The organism is Spirosoma sordidisoli, assembly GCF_004138325.1.
Taxonomy (GTDB): Bacteria; Bacteroidota; Bacteroidia; order Cytophagales; family Spirosomataceae; genus Spirosoma; species Spirosoma sordidisoli.
This window is the reverse complement of record NZ_SBLB01000001.1, coordinates 94,516-114,873: the sequence shown is the minus strand read 5'-3', so window position 1 is coordinate 114,873 and position 20,358 is coordinate 94,516. Positions and strand designations below refer to the sequence as shown.

Here is a 20,358-nt window from a genome sequence, read left to right as displayed (position 1 = left end):
ACCATGTTTTTTTGTCGCTGTTAGAAACCATATCCCAACTACGACTTCTGCCCGTTTATGAGCGATTTCATCACCCCCGCCCAGCAACAAGCCGCTTTCCTGGCCGACGCCGGTATCACGCCTGCCGAACAGGAAACGGTACTCGACACCCCGTCTTTGTCAGACGCGGATAAAACCGCGTTGCAGAAAGTGGCGGCTCAACCCGTTACCGGCCCGTCCGTTAGCACCGAGACGCCCGAGACACCCGAGTACCTGACGCTGCCGGACAAAACTGAACTACAGGCTCCGGACTGGGCGGCCTTGTACAAAGAGCAATTCGGGGAGCAGAGCGTGAAGGAGGGGGAAGTGATCGACGCCGAAAAGTTTTACGCCGATCTCACCGCTGCCAGCCACGTAGAACATATGCTCGCCAACACGCCCGGCTACCGGGACTACCGCGAGTTCCTGTCGCGTCAGTACGATAACGACGACACCAGACTGGCGGACGACAAACTACTGGTAGAGGCCAACGTCCGGAATATGCTGGGACGCGGCTTTACCGAACGCGGCTTCGATCAGAAAATGGCCGAATACGTGGAGGACGACGTGCTCAACGAGGACGGCAAACGCTACGCGGCCACCCTGCGCAGCGACGCGAAACAGTGGCTGGAGTCGGTCGAGGAACAGGCCCGGCAGAAAGCCCGTGAGGCCGCTGACAAAACGGCTTCGGACCGCAAAGAGCTGCGCGAGTTCATCGCCGGCTACAAACCCTTCGGTCACGATTACGAAGCGGAGGACGCCACGTTCGTACAGGATTTCATTCTGAACGGCGAACTGGACAAGGCACTGGAGAACCTGTCCAAAGAAGATATGACGCTGATCGCAACCGTGCTTAACCCGCACCTGCGCACTAAATATTTCGCCAAGCTGCACTACGATCTGGGTGCGGAAAAAGGCGGGAAAGCCCGGCTGGCGAAGGCACTGACCCGAAACTAGCCCATTACTAACGACAAACACCCACGAAAATGCCACAGGTAAACCCCTTCAAATTAACCCGCACGTCGCGCGTTGGCAAACGCATTGCGGACGACATGCCGCGCCGGAACGATCTGCTGTTTCACAAAGAGATCGTTACCTCTGTCAGCAAGTCGTTGAACCCGATGTCGATGTTCAACTTCTTCAGCAACCTGGGTGGCCGGATGTTGGGCACCGAGGAGCAGGGGAAACAGTTCGACATCATGCACCGTGCCGTGGGTGCTGAATACATTCGTTCGCGTAAGTATCGCGAGCACATGGTACCCGCCCGTGTCGTGGACGCCAGTCGCGTACCCGATGTACTGATCGCGGGGCACAACTTTGAGCTCACCCAGGACAAGTTCATTGGGGAAGCGGGCGAGAAGGTTATGCTGAAGGATATGGTTACGCAGCTCATGGTAACCTCGTACCGACCCAGCGCGGACGGCCGCAACTTTGACTACACGTACCAGCTCATTGATCAACCGGAGAAATCTACCATATCGGGTTCGATCATATCCATTGATAGCCCGATTAACTACGGCTTTGGTAACTCGGTGGGCGAGGGTAGTCTGACCGGTAACACGCTGGTGGACGACGACGAACGCTACACGGACCGGCTCAACGTGTTACCCGTACTGCGCTACGTTATTCCGCGCACCGGTAATGCGATGGCGGACGAAACGTTCAAGTTCACCGGTACCGAAGCAATGGACGGCTCCGAAGAACGTGAGGTGGAATACGTCACCGACCTGCCGCTGCGGGGTGCGAAAAAGGTGCTGGCCGCTATCGACCACGACCTGCTGTTTTCTCGGGCCAACTTCGACATTAAAACGCGCCGGATCGCGAACCGGGCCAACACCACCCGCTACCCCGAGCGGCCGAGCTACGCCGGTCTGTTCCAGCAGTGGGATCAAGCCCCTTATATCTGGCAGGCGTACCAGAAAGCCCCGCTATCCGAAGGTGTGAAGCTGCTGCAAGATATTCTCAGCTTCAAACGCAACGAACTGGGGTCGGGCAAACGCTACATCGCGTACTGCATGGGCATGGGTCGCCAGTATTTGAAAGCCGTCTTTGGTGAAGCCATTAAGCAAATTGGCTACAATATTCAAATTGAGGTTGACGAGAACAACAAACTCGGCAAAGGAACCTTTGGGTTTGATTTTGACGAGTACGTAACACCGGATGGCAGCATCACCATCATGGACATCGGCTACGCGCTGAACCAGTGGGGGGCCGAGTTCACAATGATCAACTACAACAACGTTGGTTACTCGCCCCGCTCGAACCGGATCTACCTGCAACCAATCGCGGTAGGTCAAGGCATGGACCGTAAGTTGCCCGCCACGATCTACCACAAAGAAGGAAACGGTATCAGCCGGGGCTTTGTACTGGGCACGACCCGTGGGATCACCGGAGCCAACGGCGGTATGACCGGTCAGGCACTAGCCGCGATGCAGGAGGACGGGCTGCGCCGGATGCTGGACAACGAACGCTACAACCTGTCGTCTACCGCCGACATGGACGAAATGCACATCCTGTCCCAAATCTGCCCGGATATGGATACCGATATGATGTCGGTTATCGAAATCGTATAAGGTAAAAAACGTATTAATACCATCACTCAATGATAGCTGTCGCACAAATAAAATCTAACTCTGGTCTTACGGACGGAGCCCCCGGCCCCGAAGCCATGATCAACTTGCCCGCTGAGCGTAAAATCATGGTCAAGGGCCAGGGCGTTAAACGGTTCGTGTTTCGCAACGAACTCGGAGAACCCGAGCGGTTGGTGATCCGGGGTCAACGCACCTTTGATCTGGAAGATCCGGTTCAGAAAGCGAACTACAATTTGCTGTCGTTGCTCATGGCACTTCCCGATCACGCCACGCTCAAAGAGCGGATCGTGCTCAAAAATCCGGAGGTGGATTCACTTCAGGCAATGGAGCAGGAAGGGCTGGAGCTGGAACTGCGGCTGCTGATCACCAAACACCAGGACGACGAGGAGTGGCTGCGCAAGCTGTACCGGCGCGTGATCGGCCCGGCTTCCGGTATTCCGGTCCGGACGATGGCCGTGGCGTTGAGCCAGAAAGCGAAGCAGGACATCGCGCCGTTCCGTAAGGGCGAAAGATGGGTGTTTGACGACGACTATTTTGAGACGCGGGCTATGCTCGACCTGTCTATTGAGCGGGGTCTGATCCTGAAAGTAGGGGAGGACTACAGCTTACGGAAGGGTGGAGAGGTCAAGGTGCTGGCCGTGAGCGAGAGCAAGATGCTGCATGTGCTTCAGAACGACGCTCCGCTGCGCGAGTACTTGCAGGAGCGGTTTCAGGAGCCGGCCGAAGGCAAAGAGCGGCCGACCGCGTTCCAGATCGAATCTTCGGAGCTGGTCAGACTGGCCGGCAGCCTGGGTGAAGATGTGGACGAGTTGCCGGTGACCAGCACCGGTCAGGTTGATACCGCGACCGTGGCCAAACGCGAACAGGCGCGGCTTACCGGCCTGGTTGACAAACTGATCGCGGGCGGGCTGATCCTGGAAGCGGACGGCAAGTTTACCAGCCCGGAGCTGACCGAAGAATTTAGTTCTAAGGAAAGCATCGTGGATTACCTGAAGGCAAACGAACAGGTGCGGCTCACGCTCGAAGAATACGCATAATGACGATTGGCGACGCTTACAAGCTGTATCAGCAAATGGCCGACGAACAGGACGGGGCGTATTTGTCCCCACCAATGTTTGTCAGGCAGTATATTGTCTCGCGCCGGGCCTGGCTCCGGGATAAGGCGTCGCAACCGGATTCGGAATATGTACGGCGGCTGACAGCAGCCTTCTGGAAAGAGGAAGTTGTTCGCAACACGGCTACGTTTGTTCTGTTGGGCCTGGGTGAGTTCTCGTTCATTCGGGCCGTATCGCCGGACTTCGACCTGAACGGCAAAAAGCTGAGCAACCGGCCCTGCCCCCCGGTCACCGACGATCAGTTCAGCACCGTGATGACCGACCCGACCAAGCGACCCGACGACTGGTTTCCCCGGTACCGGGAAGAAGGCGACCGGCTATCTATTCTGTCGAAAACCGTACCCACCGTAATACGTGTCACGTACTGGCAGGATCTGGACGAACCGGTGTTTACCTCGGTGTTTGCCTCGGAACTCGCTGAAAGCAAGTTTGCTGTTGATGAAATTTTACTGCGGGTGCTGGCTAAAGCAGACCTGGCGACCGGCGACGTGAACCGGTACGCGGCTGTCACCGGCCGGGAGATACCCGCTGAGAACGTTTAATTCCAAAACACCTTTACAATGTCACAAAACACGATTTTCCCGGCGCAGGAAGCGGTTGTTACCATCGACTGCCGGCCCACCCCTGACGTAGCGGTTTTTTACGACGGGACCACCACCGCCGTTCCCCTCCTGGATCGGGGCAACATTGTGTTTGCCGGAGCCAAAACCAACCGGCCCTCGCAAGGCATCGGCGTGATTGGGAGCGGGAGCGACTTCAAAACGGTTTATGCCAACATCCTGACCGGGGGTGCGGGCGTCAAGCTGCGCTGCGCCAATGCCGCGACCCAACAGGTTCTTCGCTTCGGCACCACGGCTGGACCCGGCGATTTGTCGCTGCGGCTCAAACCCGTGTTCTCCTGCGAGAATACCTTTGAGTACGACGAAGAAATCCCGCTGTTGCTTTACTACCGCCAGGGTGTGTACGACACCGTGGAGCAGAAGCTGACCGAAGCCGCTAAACGGTTCAACGATTTGTACCCTCACCTGGGCTCGGCCGCTGTCGTGACCGATGGCAGTGAGAAGTTTCTGCACATCACCACCAAGTACGCCGGCCAACGGTTTCGCGTCGTGAGCCAAAACGGCTTCACCGGCCCATTCCTGGTCGTCCCCGGCTCAACGGGCGGCTACACTCGTGCGCTGATCGGGGCGTGGTTTACCGACACCGAGAGCACAGCTACCGACGCGATCAAAGTGGTGGAGATCTTCACGACCGTGAAGTTTCCGGGCGAGGTGAAAGGGTCCGTGACCTCCAACCCCAACCAGGCCACCCAGAGCCCGCATGAGGTGTATCAGAACATCGCGGTTTGCTTCGCGGACAACACAAACGGCAATGCGGCCCTCACCGCGCTGAAGAACATTTTGAAAGGGCCGGCCTCGGGTAACCTGGCACAGGGCTATATCGCCAAGCTGGTGGGTGATGAGTGCGCTGATAGCCCCCAGTACACCTATACCCTGGTGCGCCAGGACGCGGGTGACGCTGCGGCTCATGCCGCGACCAAAACGGCGTACCCCGCGATTATCGGGCTGTGGCGCACCAGCTACGACGGCACGAAGTCTACGTACACCATCACCACGGCGTCGTCCACGGCTCCTACGGCGGTAACGGACAGCGGTGATCAGTTCAAGAAAGGCAGCTCAACCCCCGTATAGTGACGTTTCGGCAAACGATACGGCACCTCTGGCATAAGCCGGGCGACGCGTGGTACTACTGGCAGGGAGAAATCCGCTACTGGCTGTACCAGCGTTGCCCGGCCCTGATCCGGCCGCACATTCGTACCCAGTACGAGTGGCGCAAGAAACGCGCCGAACCCTGCTACCAAAACGGGGAATGTCTGGTCTGTCACTGCCGGACGCCGGAGCTGTTTTTTGCTGATAAATCGTGTGCCAAATCGCCCCCCTGTTACCCGGTGATGATGAACCGGAACGAATGGCGTAACTACTCAGACACCCAGGTATAGTGGACAAAAAGGGATTTGTTAAAAAAGCATTGGTAGCCGCTACCGCCCTGGCGGTGTCGGCTTCGACGCTTCATACCCCGGTCCCTGTCCAGACCCTTGACGCCGGCACCCCGTCGCCCGAGATCAGTCACCTGCACGAGTCGGTGCAGATCCTCTACCGGCCGGTCCTGCAACAGCGTATTCCCGACGCGCCCAAGACCAGGGGCGACAAGTCGTGGGCCTGGTGGAAAGAGCAGTTGACCCGGATCAAGAAAGGGTGGACCGAGCCCGTAACCGGCAAATACATCTGCGGCTACCACTACTGGTACCTGAACTTCGTCAAGATCCCGCGTCAGGATAACCAGACCAAAGAAATAACGGGCTGGGACGCGCCGTTCTACCGGGACAACGACGACGAGATCATGTCGATGATGTGGCGCAACCGCTACCGCGATTTGGCGGGCGGGGCCAGTATCAACGCGAAGAACTCGGTGTTTGCCAAACCCCGGACCATCGGCTATACGCAGATGGAATTTCTGGGCGTGGACAGCTACCACTTCATTTTCATGGCCGGTCGGGAACGCTACATTGGTAGAGGCTACCCCACCGAGAAGCCGAAACTGGCCGAACGCGGCTGGTTCAAAACACTGTATACCGAGCACATCCACCCGTTTTTCAAAACCTGGAACGGGCGGGCTTTAGAAGTCGTGGTCGAGAATCAGGACGACTTTGCCGTGGGCTATTTCACGGGCCGTTCGTCCTACATCGTTCACAACTGGATACAGTATCGGCTCGTGCCCAACGAGGCCAGTGCCGGCGTGTTCAAGTCGATGCGACTAACCAAGCTGACGGCGGTGGAAGCCGGGCTCTGGACCGGGGATAGCCTGGATAACTTCTACGTCGAGAACAAGGACTGTCTGGAAGGTGGTGACCTTAAATGGGGTATGATGGTGATTGGCGGCACGTCCAACGCCGTAATCAACAAATCCTCCAACTACAAAACGATCTTTTTCAACCCCGAAGCCTATAAGGCGAAAAGCCACTTCACGCCCAAAACCAAAGCGTTGTTAGGGTTCATTGATGAACGTACCGGTCGTAGTCGGGTGGACGACGCACTGGCGCATATCATGGCCCTGCGCAAACAAAGTGAGGGGTCGGGCGAGAAGTATGCCAAAGAACTGGTCGAGAACCCGCTGACCCCGCAGGAAGCGTTCGAGCCCTCGGCCTCCTTTGCCTATGATCAGCTTAAGATCAAGTCGCAGATCGGCTACGTGACGTCCCACGGTTTCGATCAGTTGTGGATGAGCGGCAAAATTGAGTACATCCGGGGGTCTGATAACAAAAAGGTGGAGTTCATTCCCGACGCCCCCGGTACGCCGGAGAAGCTTCGCGGCCCTTGGCGGATCAACCAGGCGGGTTTACCCAACCACAAAATTCCGAACCTGCACGTCGGCGCGATTGACGACGTGTACAAAAAAGCCAAGCCGGGTCAAAAACTTAAAAAGCGGGACTCGCGCAACTGCATGATCATCTACCGGCAACCGACGCTGTTGCTGGGTGATAACAACGATATGCCCGTCGCCCTGTACTACGACAAACTGCCCGACATGCAGGCGACCTACCACGAGTTTTACAAAGGGATGCTGCTCTACGACGTGCAGCAAACCATTTACGAATACAACACCGACGCGTTTCCCGACTGGCTGCGCGACCGGAACCAGTCGCACCGGCTGTGGTGGATCAATGACCATACACCCGGTATCGAGGTGAAGGGTGGGGTCAAGACCGAGCTCACCGCTCTGGGCTATCAGTACTTAGCCAGCAACCGCCATCACCACATCACGCTGGTGCCGCTGCTGGAAAGCCTGCTGCTCTGGGGCTCGGGGGAGAATGACGACATCGGCTCGGCCTTCCACTGCTTACTCTACCTGCTACACGCCACGAAGGACCGTTCGTTTACCGAACAGGAAAGCGAACAGCTCTTGGCCGGCTACAGCGAATATATCCAGCTCGGCCGGTATACCGACCAACCCGATTCGTATACCCGGACGCCGGACGCCGACGAGTTTATCCGCTTACCGGGGTATAGAAACTCGTATACCAACAACACCAGGCAATACGCATGATAACCCAACCACCCCCCCAGGTCAGTTATTTCGGGCCGCAGACCGTAGACATAGGCAAAGTGCATCTGCGGGAAATAAGACGGGGCATTTTTACCCGGATCGAAGCCGGACCCGCGATCCGGACGGTGAGTGCCGATTGTAGTTGTACAACGGCATTCTTCGACCAGAATGGGATCTACGTGGACTACGCGGCTCCACCCAGCCTGCCCGAATACCACCGGCAGCAAGGGGCTACCCAGTTCACCACGACCAAAGCGGTCACGGTATTTTACGACGACAACACGCACGAAAATCTGTACCTGACCGCGACGGTCCTGGCACATTGATACTATGGTGAATCTGACAATCGCGACGACACTGGTAGCCCCTGGCAAACTGACGCTGAAGGATGTGACGTCCGACGCGGACTGGGCAGCGGCCAAACTGGACCGCAATCAGGTACAGAAATACCTGGTCACCGCGTCGTATCCGGGTCGAAACGGGTTCACGACCGAAACCAGCGGGCTCCCGGCCGCACCCATGCGCCAGGGCACCTACGCGGTAACAGCCGGTGAACTGGTGGCGAACGGGGTGAGTGCGAGCTGCGGCTATGCCGGCGCGTTTCTATCGGGTTGTCTGAGCCTGAAGATCCAGGCGGTCAACGTCCTGACCCAAAACCGGTACCCGACCAACTATACCGTGCGGCTCACCGCGCCTTTACCAGCGGGCGGACAACTCTGGGTGAAGAAAGAAGGTATCTGGACGGAGGTGACTTGCGATGGCTATCCCGAAGGCAGTGGCTGGCAGTGGCAGGAAACGGGGAGTCTGGACGAGTATACCGACTGGGTGCTGCGGGTCAATGGCGTATCCGCGACTAACGGTACCGTGCTCAAACAGGTATTGGGTACCAACGCCACGGCCCGTACCGTGGTCGTGCCGCTGGGTGTCGCGACGCTGACCCTGTTCATGGCCGCGTCCGAACGGGTGGAGTGGGCGGAAAAGATGCGCAAGCTGCTTCAGGAAAAGCTGAGTACTGCGACCTGTGACCCCACACCCCAGTACCCGGCGCACATGCTCAGCGGTTACCCGGTAGACGACTGTAGGCAGGGTAAGCTGGCGTATATCGGCCAGCTCCTGGACCTGCTGGAAAAAGACGTGGACTGCGAAACCGGCAACTTATTTCTAAAACGAATCCGCGCAGAACTAAAGGCATGGAACTAACGATCAACGCCCCCGGCAACGTGCAGCAGCGGCTCGCCCCCAGCATCAAACGGGCCTCGGCAATCCTGGCCCAGACGATGCGGCAGGGCAAGCCAACGCATGCCGCTGACCAGCACTTGCAGTTTTTGCTCATGCTGGATAAGGCGGTGGTGTTCTGGGATACCGATGCTTTGCGTGACACCCATACTTTCCTAAGCTTATTTGACCATGTGTAACTGCAACCAGACTCCGTGCGGCTGTTCGCCCCCGTCCTCGGTTTTTCCGGGCGGTTGCGGGTTCTCAACCGGCGACGCGCTGTTCAACTCGCCGGTTCGGCCCGTGCCGTTGACGCCGTTTTCGTGTTTGGACGCGCTGGCCCACATCCTGGAGCAGATCAAGATCATTGCGGAAAACGGGGGCAACAACGGGTCGGGTACCGGAACCGGAACGGGTGGCACGGGTACCGGCACCGGGGGCACGGGAACAGGTACCGGCTCGTCCGGCACCAATACCTGTCGGTTGCAGGCGCAACTGGTGAGCCAGATCAAAATAGGCTCCTCGCAGGTGGCCTTGATTCTGGGCACTACGGGCCACGTCGGTCAGGTCGAGTACTCTGTTAACCGGGTGAACTGGCAGGATGGCAACGCGGTGATCGTGCCCATCCCGCCCATGCAGATAACTGTTTTTGTGCGCGAGAAAATACGGCCCGGTTGCGAAACGGCTATCGTGGTCGATGTACTACCGGGTTCGGTTTGTAGCACAACCATAACCGGCATTCGCTGGGTATCCGATGTGCCTAGCTGTGCCAAATATATTACGGGCTACCGTCAAGCTTAAAAACATATTAATAACATGGCAATCACTGTAAAGCTGAACGACGGGAAGTGCTACATAGCCCCGGCCGGCTGGTCGGGAAACCGGGCCGACTGCTTCTCGCCGGAGCAGGCGTTAGCCAACGGCTTTGTTGAGGACAAAGACTGCGTGCGGTATAACGCCGGCATCGACGTACCCAATGGGTCAACCGGAAGTGGCACCGGCACCGGGGGCTCCGGAACGGCTACCGGCACATCAACCGCTACCGGTACCTCGACCAGCACATCCACCGGCACGAGTACTGCGACCGGCACCGGGGGTACGGGTACCAATACCGGCACCGGTACGGCTACGGGAACGGGTGGCACGGGCACCGGCACATCGACCGCTACCGGAACAAGCAACGGCGTATCGCTGCTTTGTAACCCCGGCCCTATACGCAAGCTGGCCAACACCGAGGCCGTAACCTACTTCCTGCCCATCGACCAGGTGTTCAGCGGCCGGCCGACTGTCTTTGAGTTATCGTTCGCCCCGCCCATCGGTACGGCCTTGACCTCGGAGCAGGGATCGCTCCTGCTGAGCGAGAGCACGGACGAAGATGCCCAGGGCAACCCGACCTTAGTTCGGTATCTGCAACTGTCACTCAGGACCACAACGCCGGGAGCCATTACCCTGCGATTAACGGCGCGGGTGCCGAACGGACAGCCGGCGTTCTACGACTTCGTGGTTACGACGCTGGCCGCTCAGGGCGTGGGTAGCTTCATGCTTCAGAATTTCAAATCGCGCATCAGCCAGCCCAACCTCAACTTGTTGCAGGTGCTGACCAATGCGGTGGTAACCGGTGTGTTCATCACTCCGGCACCGTGTTCCACGGGGCAGGCGGTGACCGGGCCGGTGAACGACACGGCCAATCTGCCGGACGGCCTGACGCGGCAAGGCGTGTTCCAGTTCTCGGGACGCGGCTTGTTCAATGTGCAGTTCACCAACGGTACGCTCAGCGACACGCTGACGATGAGTTTCCCGCTGCCGGGCCAGGGCGTTGTGTACGACACGACGCTGACACCGGGTACCGGCACCGGCACCAATACAGCGACTATTGCGCCGACCACCACCAACAAGCCCTACTTCCCGATTGGCGAGGTCATGGACATCCCGACACCGGGCGTTTCGACCGGCACGGGTACAGGTACAGGTACAGGTTCGACCGGAACCGGCACCGCGACGCCCACCCCCAGCCAGAGCCCTACCGCTCAGGACTGGGGCAACATTGCCCGCATCGCCTACCGCTCGGACCGGGGAGCCAAAGACTTCGTGGCCTATCTGTTCGTCAATGACAGCCAGGCGTACGACGTGCAACTGGTGCCGCTCGACAACCAGGGCAACCCCAGCCCAAGCGGTTACGTGCGTACCGAAACCGGCAACTTCACGATTCAGGGATCGGCCACCAATTTCAATAGGCGGTATAACTGGCACCCTGGCTTCGTGCAGGGTGGAGCCGACATCAACAACGGCAACTTCACGCTGCGGGTAAAAGACGCCACAGGCAAGGTGACCAGTGTACCGGTGAACCTGACGGGTATCTCGGGAGCCCAATCGCAGATATTGACCTCCGGTGCCGTGAACCCAACACCTACCGCGACGGCGACGGCCACCACGCCACCGCCCAGCGGCTGTACGTTCGGCATTGGCTCCATTACCCGGATTGACGGCAAGACCTACGACGTGGGCCTGACCAACGTCGGCACACAAACCAACTTCCGCTGGCAGGTTTTGGACACGGGCGGTAACGCGATTACCACGGTGCAGGGACCGGTCACGCTGCAAGGCACGAAGTTGATCATTGATATGAACGCGGCCCCAATGTCGCAGGGCACGGCCTACGTGCTGCGGATCGTCGCGGACCGCACCAGCAGCGATACCACGACCTGTAGCGACACCGAAGGCTTCACCTATGCGGGTCCAACGTCTGGAACGCCGACGCCGACCGCGACACCGACCTCCACCGCTACCGGGGCTTGTACGTTCGGCATTGGTGCGATCACCCGCGTTGATGGCAAAACCTTTGAGGTTGAGCTATCGAATATCGGCACGCAAACGGATTTCCGCTGGCAGGTCTTAACCCTTGACGGGGCCGAACTCAACAGTCTAAGTGGCGTCGTTCCGCTGCAAGGCACCAAACTGGTGATTGATATGAACGCGGCTCCGATTGCCAATGGGCAAACCTACGTGCTGCGGATGGTCGCGGCCCGCTCGGCCGGCAGTGCTTCGACCTGTACCGATACCGAAAACTTCACGTATTCGGCTGGCACCGCTACGGCCACCGGTACGGGTACCGCTACGCAGGCTCCTACGGTGGTTGGCAAACGGATTGAGGGCCCAGACACACTCACCCGGCCAACGACAGCGGATTACACGCTGGTCGAAGTGCTGAGTGATGGCAGTACCCGGCCGTTTACCGGAGCGCATACGTTCGCGATCAGCTCGACGCTGTACGGCAACAGCATTGATTCGGCGACCGGTTTGCTGACCCTGCCCAGCAATGTTGGCTCCCCGCCGTCGTCGCAGAGCTTATCCGTGCTGGTGTCCGAAAACGGCAACGGCTACTCTAAGCCGATTACGGTACTGGCCGCAACGCCTACCGGAACAGGTACGGGTACGGGTACCGGAACGGTAGAGCCCAACACGATTACCAAAGTGCAGTACCGGTACGTGCGGGGTGTGGGGTCGGTGAAAGACTTCCTGGAAATCCAGATGATCGACAGCTACCCCGACCAGCCGATGTCTTGGCGGTTCTGGTTATCGTCGGCCACTACACCGACAACCGGGTACGCGCTGTTTGAGCGCAAGTACCAGAACGGATCGCCGGCCACGGATAACATTCGTCGCGCGTTCATCGACACGGCCAACGCCGGCACCCTGGCCGGCAACTCGTACAAGTTCGGCATCACTACGCTGGCGAACGGCAACGCGGGCAACCCTAACCTGCTCACGCTCACCCTGAATATTCCAACAGACTCGACATCGGGCTTTGTCGCCCTCTACCCGTAACCAATCGCTACTATGGCACGTTACCAGTGGCTTAATACGAATGCCGACGCATCGGTGGATGATCCAACCAACGTCGTAATCACCCTGCTCCCGAACGAAAGTAAGGAGCAGGCCGCAGCCCGTAAATCGGCTAACAACGCCGGGGTCAGTACCTCGTCATTTATCCCCAGCCCGTTCCCCTGGCTGAAAGGGTTGCAAATGACCTATACCAGTGCCCGGTCGATGGATCTGGAAATCGCGCCCGAAGGCACGGTGGACATCCGCGTCAAAATACGCCGGCAGGACAACATCAACCTGCTCATGCGCTCGTCGGGTGGGCAGGTGCTCAGTCCCAACAGCTACTACCCGCCCGGTCCTAGATCCAGGGGGGACTTCAAGCAGGAGTGGAGCTACCGGGCGACGGGTGAGGCTGGTTCCGGGATCGGTACCGAAACGCTGGAGATCACCATTGCCCGGTTCGTTAACAACGCTCCGGTCGAAACCGCGACGCTGCTACTCGCTCCGCGCCGGGCGAACCTGACCACGATCTTCGGGCCGTACATACCGGGCAGTGGCAACGCTACGGCTGGCACATCTACGGGCACAAGTGGCACCGGCACGGCTACCGCGACGGCGACGGGTACCGGGTCGGGCTCGCCAGCCTTTGTGTACGAAACGGTAAACGGCAACTGGACCGAGAACAGCACCCAGGTCATGCAGCCCTACGGCATTCCGGTGCGCGGCATACTGCGTCAGGAGTCCGGTGATCTGCGGATCGAGCTGCGGGAAGGCTTTGGTTCGGCCATGCAGATATACCGCCGTGTCAACGGCCAGTGGTTGTCCACGATCAACATGCGCGATCAGGGCCGGCTGGAAGGAGCTTGCCCTTACGCCGGCCCACTCAATTTTGCCGCTGACCAGGGTAACACCTGGTCGTCTATCGGCTACAACCCATTGGCCGGTTCGGTAAACAACCAGTCCGGTCCGGTCGTGGCCAAAGGTATCACCAGCACCGGCTGGCTGTATACCAAGACCCGATTCATTTCCTGGCCGCACAACAACACGTTACTCATGCCGCTGTTCGTGGAACGGTGGGTGAAGATCGACGGCAACCGCATCCGGGTCAAACTGAGGCTGACCCATTTTCGTGACACGGTGGAAGCCGGCTCGCTGCGCGACGCGACGCTGTACGAGGCCAGAGAACAGGAAACGCCCTTCAGCATGATCTGGCCGGCGACCGTTGCCAAATTCTACAACGGACAACAGCCATTTACCAATGCGCCCGCCACGTCCACCAACGGCGTTGGCTGGACGATGAGTTCATTCCCGCTGTCCGAGCCCTGGGCCGCTGTCGAGCTGCCGGAAGGGAAAATGCTGGGTATGGTGTCGGTGGATATGTACAACGCCAACGTCAACTTTACCAACCTGGATGTGAACGAAGCGAGTGCCGAGAACTCGGACCGGTTCATGTACATAGGCGGTCGGCCCATGTCGCACCTGGATCCGAACCAGACCTTTTACTACAGTTACGACTATATCTATGGTTCGGAGTCGGAGATCAGGGCCGCAGCCTACGCCCTGCCCCGCACACCGCTGCCCGACTTCTCGTTCGTAAAATCGAGAGCCGGTTGGGTGGGGCTGGACGGGGTTCAGGACCAGAAAGAACCCTTCACCACCGACAACTGGAAACCGACCTATGTGGGCAAAACGGAAACCATCGCCGGCAACACCGTTACCCATGCCTCGACTACGGCCCTGCACAGCCCGTTTGGGTCGTGGCGGGCGGCTGACTTCGACACGCTGTTCATTCGTACCAAATACGCGGGTGGCCCCACGAAGATGGGCATTGAATTTTTGAAAGTAGGGCAGAAAGCGTCCGGCTTCGATCCCAACAACGCGGGCAGTCTCACGCAGTACCCACTGGGCATCCGGCAGTACGCTACCCAGATCGTGTGGTTCAACCTGATTCCCGACAATCAGTTCCATACGTACGAAATCAACATGCGCTCGAACCCGAACTGGTCCGGGATCATTTCACGCTTCGAGCTGGTCAACGACCGGGAGAATGGATTCGTGACCCCTGGGCAAGCGTTTGAATGGACGTACTTCGGTGCGTTCAACCCCGACATGGCCACCGGCACGTTGCCGGTAGGTAACGGCGTGTACAACAAAGTACTGATCGTGGGCAACTCCATCACGAACCATCCGGCGATACCGGACTGGGGTGGGGGTACCAAAGCCTGGGGCATGGACGCCAGCGCGGCTAACAAGGATTACGTACACATTCTAACCAACTACCTGCGGTCCAAAAACCCGAATGTACAGGTGTGTCAGTTAGGCGATTTCCCGCCCCTGACCATTAACGACGGTAGTTACTTTGAGGGCAACTACTGGCAGTTACAGGGTGGGCTGGAACGCTATAACCCGGCTACGGCTTTCGGAGCCGACGCCATCGTAATTCGGCTTGCGGAAAACGTTACCAATCTCAGCCAGGACTTCACGGGCTGGTACAAAGCGTTTATCAACAAGCTGCGCCAGTCGCGGCCCAATGCCGCTGTGTTCCTCACCACCTCGCTCTGGGAGTCTCTGACGCCAGCGCAGGTACAGGTCAGTAACATGATCCGGAGCGTGGCCAACGATCTCAGTTTGCCGGTGATCGACCTCTCGGGCATACCGGGGTCTACCGATGGCTACGCCAACCACCCCACTGATCCCGTCCATCAGACGATAGCAGATCGGCTCTGGGCGGCAATGAGCGTGACCAGCGGCACGGGTACGCCGACACCTACCGCGACGAGTACCGGAACGGGTACGGGTTCGACGGGCGGCAACAGCGGCACGGGCACCGGGACACCGACCTACGCACCGCCCCCGGTCACAACCAATTTTGACTACCCGATTTTAACCACGAACCAGAACGTGTGGCCGATCACCGACACCCGGCCTTACGAGCGGATTGGTGGGATCGTCGGCCGCAAGATCCGGATCAGCAACGGCTTTATCATGGTCGGGTTCTGGGAGCGGAGCGGGGGTGCGGTCTGCGAGGTCTACGACCTCAAAGGGCCGGAGCCAACCAAAAACATTGTGAACAACGCTGACAACGGCGGTCGTCAGTTGCAGTCGGCGTATTACCGGGGTGGCCGCACCAGCCCCAACCCCAACGCCGAGTTCAGCTTCTGGGCAACGCCACTGGGTAAACTCGACCCCGAAGGCGGGGGTACGGGGAACGACCCGATTACAGCCGGTGACGCGTTCTGGAACCCGTCGCCTATTCTGGCCGTGGCCTGGGACGAGAACCGGCTCTACATCAAATCGCAACTGGTCAACTGGCCGGTGCGCAACGAGGTGACGGACGTTATTCTCGAACGCTGGTTCGTGCTGGTGCCGGGCAAAGCAGCCTGTCGGGTGTATGAGCGCATGATCAACAACCGGACCGACGACAAGGGCATCTACGACGCGTACGGCCAGGAAATGCCGTGCGTCTACGCCAACGAAGAATTTCAGCACGCGGTCTATTACGAAGGCGGTCAGCCCTACGCCAACCAGCCGATTACAAGGACCAACTCGCAGAGTGAGCAGATCCCGTTTGCGATCACTGAGCCCTGGATTGCCAGGGTCAACAACAACAACCGGGGCGTGGGCGTCGCCGGTCCAGGTTTGTACGAGGTGACGCGTAAACGCCAGTGCCCGGACTGCGGTGACGGCGAGTTTGCCGAAGCCAGCCCGTACGTCGCGTGGCAACCGCAGCTTCACATCGACTGGAACCAGGTGCTGTACAACGAGTACCATATCCTGACCGGGCACGTCGATGAAATGCGTCAGTACGCAATGGAGCAGAACTGGCCGCGTACACTGGCCACGAACTTCGCCTATAGCCTGGACCGAGGCCGCTGGATTCGCAACAAAGCAACGGACGGCGGGGTACCTTTCCCGCAATCGGGCTGGACCATTGTACCTACGCTTAAGCAGGCCAGTATCTCGTCCCAGCGGCTGAGCTTGCCGGCGTCGAGTATCGGCAGCGTGTTTATCCGCATGGCGTACGCCGGTCCACTGAACAAGTTCAGGCTCCTGTTCTGGCGGCACGACATGTCGCCCTACGGCCTGCCCATTTTTGTCGAGTTCCCGGTCAACAGCGACGGTCAGATGCGCACGATTGAGGTTCCGCTGTCGGGTAACGGTGAGTGGCGGGGCGTGGTCAACAAAGTCAGCTTCCAACGCTACATCGACTTCGGCACCGAGCGGCAGGACGACCCGGCTCCGGCTGGCGAGCTTTGGCGGGTCGAGTGGATCAATACAGCTAACGTCGCGCCACCGGCCGGCATTAACCCCAACCAGAACGCATGAGTTGCTACAATCCGTATGAGTTACTAGGGCAGTTGTCGCCCGAGCAGTTACAAGGGCTAGGGATAGAGGGGTTGGGTGACACCGTTCACCTCACCCCACCCAGCTCCTGCGGCTGCGGCCCGACCAGCCCGCCCCCTGTCACCGGCTACCCGTCGTATCAAGCCCCGAATCTCTCGGGTATCGAGCTGCGCCGGCAGGGAGACGAGTTGCAATACCGGGTCACCACCGCCAGTGTCTGGACGTCGCTGGGCACGATCAGCAACAACCCGATACAAGACGTTGACTACATCGAAATTTTTGAAAACGAATTGAGCAAGTAAGTATTACACAACAACCGCCATGACTTTAGAACAACGACTAAGTGCCGCGTTTCGACGCATTGCCCAAGAGATTATCGCAAGGACCGGTAAGTTGAGCGACCTGGCCACGACCAACAAAACCAATCTGGTCGCTGCGATCAACGAGGTCAAGCAGTCGATAGCCAATGCCGTGGGCATCAACGACAACGCGTCGTCCAGCAGCTCGACGTATTCCAGCAGTAAAATTGAGCAGTACCGCAACCGGTCCACCCACACCGGTACGCAGTCCGCCAGTACCATCATCGACTTTGCCGATGCGGTTGCCAACCAGATTCAGGCGCAGAAAGGCGCGATTAACGGCGTCGCGTCGCTGGACAGCACCGGCAAGGTGCCGTCCGCCCAGCTTCCGTCGTTCGTGGACGAAGTGATAGAGCGTAACAGCCTGGCTGAATTTCCGGCTACCGGCTCCAACAGTAAGATTTACGTCGCGCTGGACACCAACAAAGCGTGGCGGTGGGGCGGCAGTTCGTACACCGAGATTTCACCCAGCCCCGGTTCGTCGGATGCCGTACCGCAGGGTGTTGTCAACCTGTACACAACCGCTTTAGAAAAAGCAACTTGGAACGCCAAGTACGGGAGTACGGAAATCGGCAACCCCGATACAGATTTTGTCGCTATTATCAACACTGAACTCGCAGCGTAATGAGCCTTGAAACACGAGTGTCCGCTGGTTTTCGGGAGCTGGCTAAAGTAGCTAAAGGGAAGCAGGATTTTATTCTGGATGAAACAGCACTGGAGGCTTATCAGGGCTTAAAAAACCGGGCTACTATAGCTGCGGGGCGTTCATTTGACTACGACCCAACGGGTAGTGGAGCAGATGGCGTATTGACCGTAGCTGCGCCAGGCAAAGGGGGCGGGGCCTGGCGAGCCCGTGTAGATCGTGCCGTAAATCTGCGCGATTATGTGAAAGTGCCGTCAGGCCAAAACGCGACAAGCCAGGTTCAGAAAGCGGTCAATTACTGTATCGCCACGGGCCGAAGCCTATACGTGCCAAGTGGACCAGACATACGGGTTGCCAATGTACTGATCAATAACAGTCTGACTATTTTTGGTGACAGCAATCGAAGCATCTTTGCACTAGCCGAGGACGACGCGTACTGTTTTGTGATCGACACCCTGAATCAGACCTGTCTGCGCGATGTCTTTATGGTGTCGCCACCCACGTACGGGCTCAACACAGGAGGCTTGTACGTGACGGGCGGCAACAGCTACTCAATTATCGACAACTGCTTTTTTCTGAACTGCCAGCAAAGCATTCACCTGCACAATGCCGCGTTTCAAACCATCAAAAACAATCGGTTTCTGGCTGGGCAGTACGGTGTGTGGGTGGAAAATCAGCCACACCCGGACGGCGGGGATAGCATTATAGAAAAGAACAAGTTCCGTGGCAACAGCCTGGCGTCTATTTTTTATAAGTCATCGGGTGGATTAATGGTGTACAAGAATAAATTCCTGCCCCTTGACGGCGTGGAAAATGGCGTTGCCTTCAATATGAGTTTAGCTCCTGGGGCGCAAACCGTTGATTTGTTTATTCAGCAAAACAGTATTGAGTCTTACACGTCTTACGGAATCATTTTACAAATGGGGGCCGGTAGTCAGTTTTATGACGTGCTGATTTCGCAAAACCAGATCGTTGATTATTCGACTAATCCAACCAACGTAAACATTGCCCTTAACGGCGATGGCGGTACGCTTGAAAACGTTTTTATAACCGACAACATACTTAAAACAAAAGGGGATGCTATCTACGCCAACAACGTAAACGGCTTCTTGTCCACCGACAACATTATTGATTCATTCCCCAGTCTCAATTTGCCTTATACCCGAGCACATAACTTAACCGCTTCGGTTACAAACCATAAGGTGTTTGGCAATGTGCAGAAACGACAAGCGTTGCCCGACATTTTGCCCAACGGTGACGGCACAAATCTGGTTTCCTACGGAGCCAGTCAGTCCTTATCAAGCGGACAGAAGGCGCAGGCCAGAACCAATATTGGCGCGTTAGGTACGTCTGACCTAAAGCTGTCCGCCGTAACGGCTGCTTCTGGTGTGCAGTACGCCCCGATCCTCTCGCTACCAGGGTCGTCTGGGGCCAGCTATGATGGCAGTTTGTTGATCGTGTCACTGGGGGGCTATTCGAGTAACGCCAAAAAGGTGTTGACCCTTAACGTAGGTCAACGCGATGCGTTTATAGCCAGCGCGGTTTGTCAGGGCGACAATTCGTCTCCCGGAAAGGTGGTCGCTTACAGAAACGCTGACGCATCCACAACACTTTATATTGTTGTTGACAGCTTTATGGAGGTTGGGGTTTTTTACGTAAAAACCACACAGGCAACACCTGTCTCAGCCCTAACGTTTACCTCTACTACACCCACAGGTACCTTAATCTACGACTCCTCTACCACGTTGCCAATCTTGGAGGCCGGGCAGGATAGTCTGAAAACCAAAGGAAATAAGGTCGCTGTCGTGACGCCTGTTGTTGTTTTAACAAGCTCAGCCACGGGAAGCCCCAACACAAAATACGTAGCCAACAGCTCGTCGCTAATTACCATAACACTACCCGCTGACTCTGCTATTCAGGTTGGGGAACAGGTATCTATCCGGGGCATGGGAACGGGCGGCTGGCGGCTGGCGCAGAACGCAGGTCAGGTCATTCACGGCGCGTCCGACACCACGACGGGGACCGGTGGCTACGTTCAGTCACAGTCCCGGTACGACACCGTGGTAGTGGAGAAGATTGCCGCTAACGAGTTTTCTATTGTCGCCAACAGAGGTACCTTAACGATTATCTAATGCCAAATCGCAGAG

The 20,358-nt window shown here is 57.8% G+C and carries 16 protein-coding genes; all 16 read left to right on the top strand.

The features are described 5' to 3' along the window. Nucleotides 1–57: 57 nt before the first annotated feature. The 16 genes from EQG79_RS00520 (at nt 58) to EQG79_RS00440 (ending at nt 20,343) form a co-directional block, all read left to right on the top strand. Nucleotides 58–975 carry a hypothetical protein gene (locus EQG79_RS00520; protein WP_129598801.1) on the top strand — a complete coding sequence of 306 codons (918 nt, stop codon included), beginning with the start codon at nt 58–60 and terminating at the stop codon, nt 973–975. A 29-nt stretch (nt 976–1,004) separates the two neighbouring features. After that, nucleotides 1,005–2,591, top strand: coding sequence for a hypothetical protein (locus EQG79_RS00515; protein WP_129598798.1), 1,587 nt, complete (start codon nt 1,005–1,007; stop codon nt 2,589–2,591). A gap of 95 nt (nt 2,592–2,686) precedes the next feature. Continuing rightward, entirely contained in the window at nt 2,687–3,646 is a 960-nt protein-coding gene (locus EQG79_RS00510; RefSeq protein WP_129598795.1) for a hypothetical protein, read from the top strand. Beyond that, nucleotides 3,646–4,266 carry a hypothetical protein gene (locus EQG79_RS00505; RefSeq protein ID WP_129598792.1) on the top strand — a complete coding sequence of 207 codons (621 nt, stop codon included), beginning with the start codon at nt 3,646–3,648 and terminating at the stop codon, nt 4,264–4,266. Before EQG79_RS00510 ends, EQG79_RS00505 begins: the two co-directional genes overlap by 1 nt. A gap of 18 nt (nt 4,267–4,284) precedes the next feature. Continuing rightward, complete coding sequence (locus EQG79_RS00500) at nt 4,285–5,415, top strand: hypothetical protein (protein WP_129598789.1); 1,131 nt, start codon at nt 4,285–4,287, stop codon at nt 5,413–5,415. Then, complete coding sequence (locus EQG79_RS00495) at nt 5,415–5,723, top strand: hypothetical protein (protein ID WP_129598786.1); 309 nt, start codon at nt 5,415–5,417, stop codon at nt 5,721–5,723. Before EQG79_RS00500 ends, EQG79_RS00495 begins: the two co-directional genes overlap by 1 nt. Continuing rightward, complete coding sequence (locus EQG79_RS00490) at nt 5,723–7,828, top strand: hypothetical protein (RefSeq protein WP_129598783.1); 2,106 nt, start codon at nt 5,723–5,725, stop codon at nt 7,826–7,828. The genes EQG79_RS00495 and EQG79_RS00490 overlap by 1 nt, the downstream gene beginning before the upstream one ends. Beyond that, complete coding sequence (locus tag EQG79_RS00485; RefSeq protein ID WP_129598780.1) at nt 7,825–8,154, top strand: hypothetical protein; 330 nt, start codon at nt 7,825–7,827, stop codon at nt 8,152–8,154. Before EQG79_RS00490 ends, EQG79_RS00485 begins: the two co-directional genes overlap by 4 nt. A 4-nt stretch (nt 8,155–8,158) precedes the next feature. Further along, nucleotides 8,159–9,028 carry a hypothetical protein gene (locus EQG79_RS00480; protein WP_129598777.1) on the top strand — a complete coding sequence of 290 codons (870 nt, stop codon included), beginning with the start codon at nt 8,159–8,161 and terminating at the stop codon, nt 9,026–9,028. Next, nucleotides 9,019–9,243 carry a hypothetical protein gene (locus tag EQG79_RS00475; RefSeq protein ID WP_129598774.1) on the top strand — a complete coding sequence of 75 codons (225 nt, stop codon included), beginning with the start codon at nt 9,019–9,021 and terminating at the stop codon, nt 9,241–9,243. Before EQG79_RS00480 ends, EQG79_RS00475 begins: the two co-directional genes overlap by 10 nt. Beyond that, the gene (locus tag EQG79_RS30875; RefSeq protein ID WP_165358802.1) at nt 9,236–9,844 is read left to right on the top strand and encodes a hypothetical protein; all 609 of its coding nucleotides are present in this window, start codon (nt 9,236–9,238) and stop codon (nt 9,842–9,844) included. The genes EQG79_RS00475 and EQG79_RS30875 overlap by 8 nt, the downstream gene beginning before the upstream one ends. A gap of 15 nt (nt 9,845–9,859) precedes the next feature. Then, on the top strand, nt 9,860–12,868 hold the full coding sequence (locus tag EQG79_RS31175; protein WP_170315636.1) for a hypothetical protein: 3,009 nt from the start codon (nt 9,860–9,862) through the stop codon (nt 12,866–12,868). A 12-nt stretch (nt 12,869–12,880) separates the two neighbouring features. Further along, on the top strand, nt 12,881–17,191 hold the full coding sequence (locus EQG79_RS00455; RefSeq protein WP_129598766.1) for an SGNH/GDSL hydrolase family protein: 4,311 nt from the start codon (nt 12,881–12,883) through the stop codon (nt 17,189–17,191). Then, the gene (locus tag EQG79_RS00450; RefSeq protein ID WP_129598763.1) at nt 17,188–17,511 is read left to right on the top strand and encodes a hypothetical protein; all 324 of its coding nucleotides are present in this window, start codon (nt 17,188–17,190) and stop codon (nt 17,509–17,511) included. Before EQG79_RS00455 ends, EQG79_RS00450 begins: the two co-directional genes overlap by 4 nt. Before the next feature lie 19 nt (nt 17,512–17,530). After that, entirely contained in the window at nt 17,531–18,193 is a 663-nt protein-coding gene (locus EQG79_RS00445) for a hypothetical protein (protein WP_129598760.1), read from the top strand. After that, nucleotides 18,193–20,343: a right-handed parallel beta-helix repeat-containing protein gene (locus EQG79_RS00440; RefSeq protein WP_129598756.1), complete on the top strand. Its 2,151-nt coding sequence runs from the start codon at nt 18,193–18,195 to the stop codon at nt 20,341–20,343. Before EQG79_RS00445 ends, EQG79_RS00440 begins: the two co-directional genes overlap by 1 nt. The last annotated feature ends 15 nt before the right edge of the window (nt 20,344–20,358 follow it).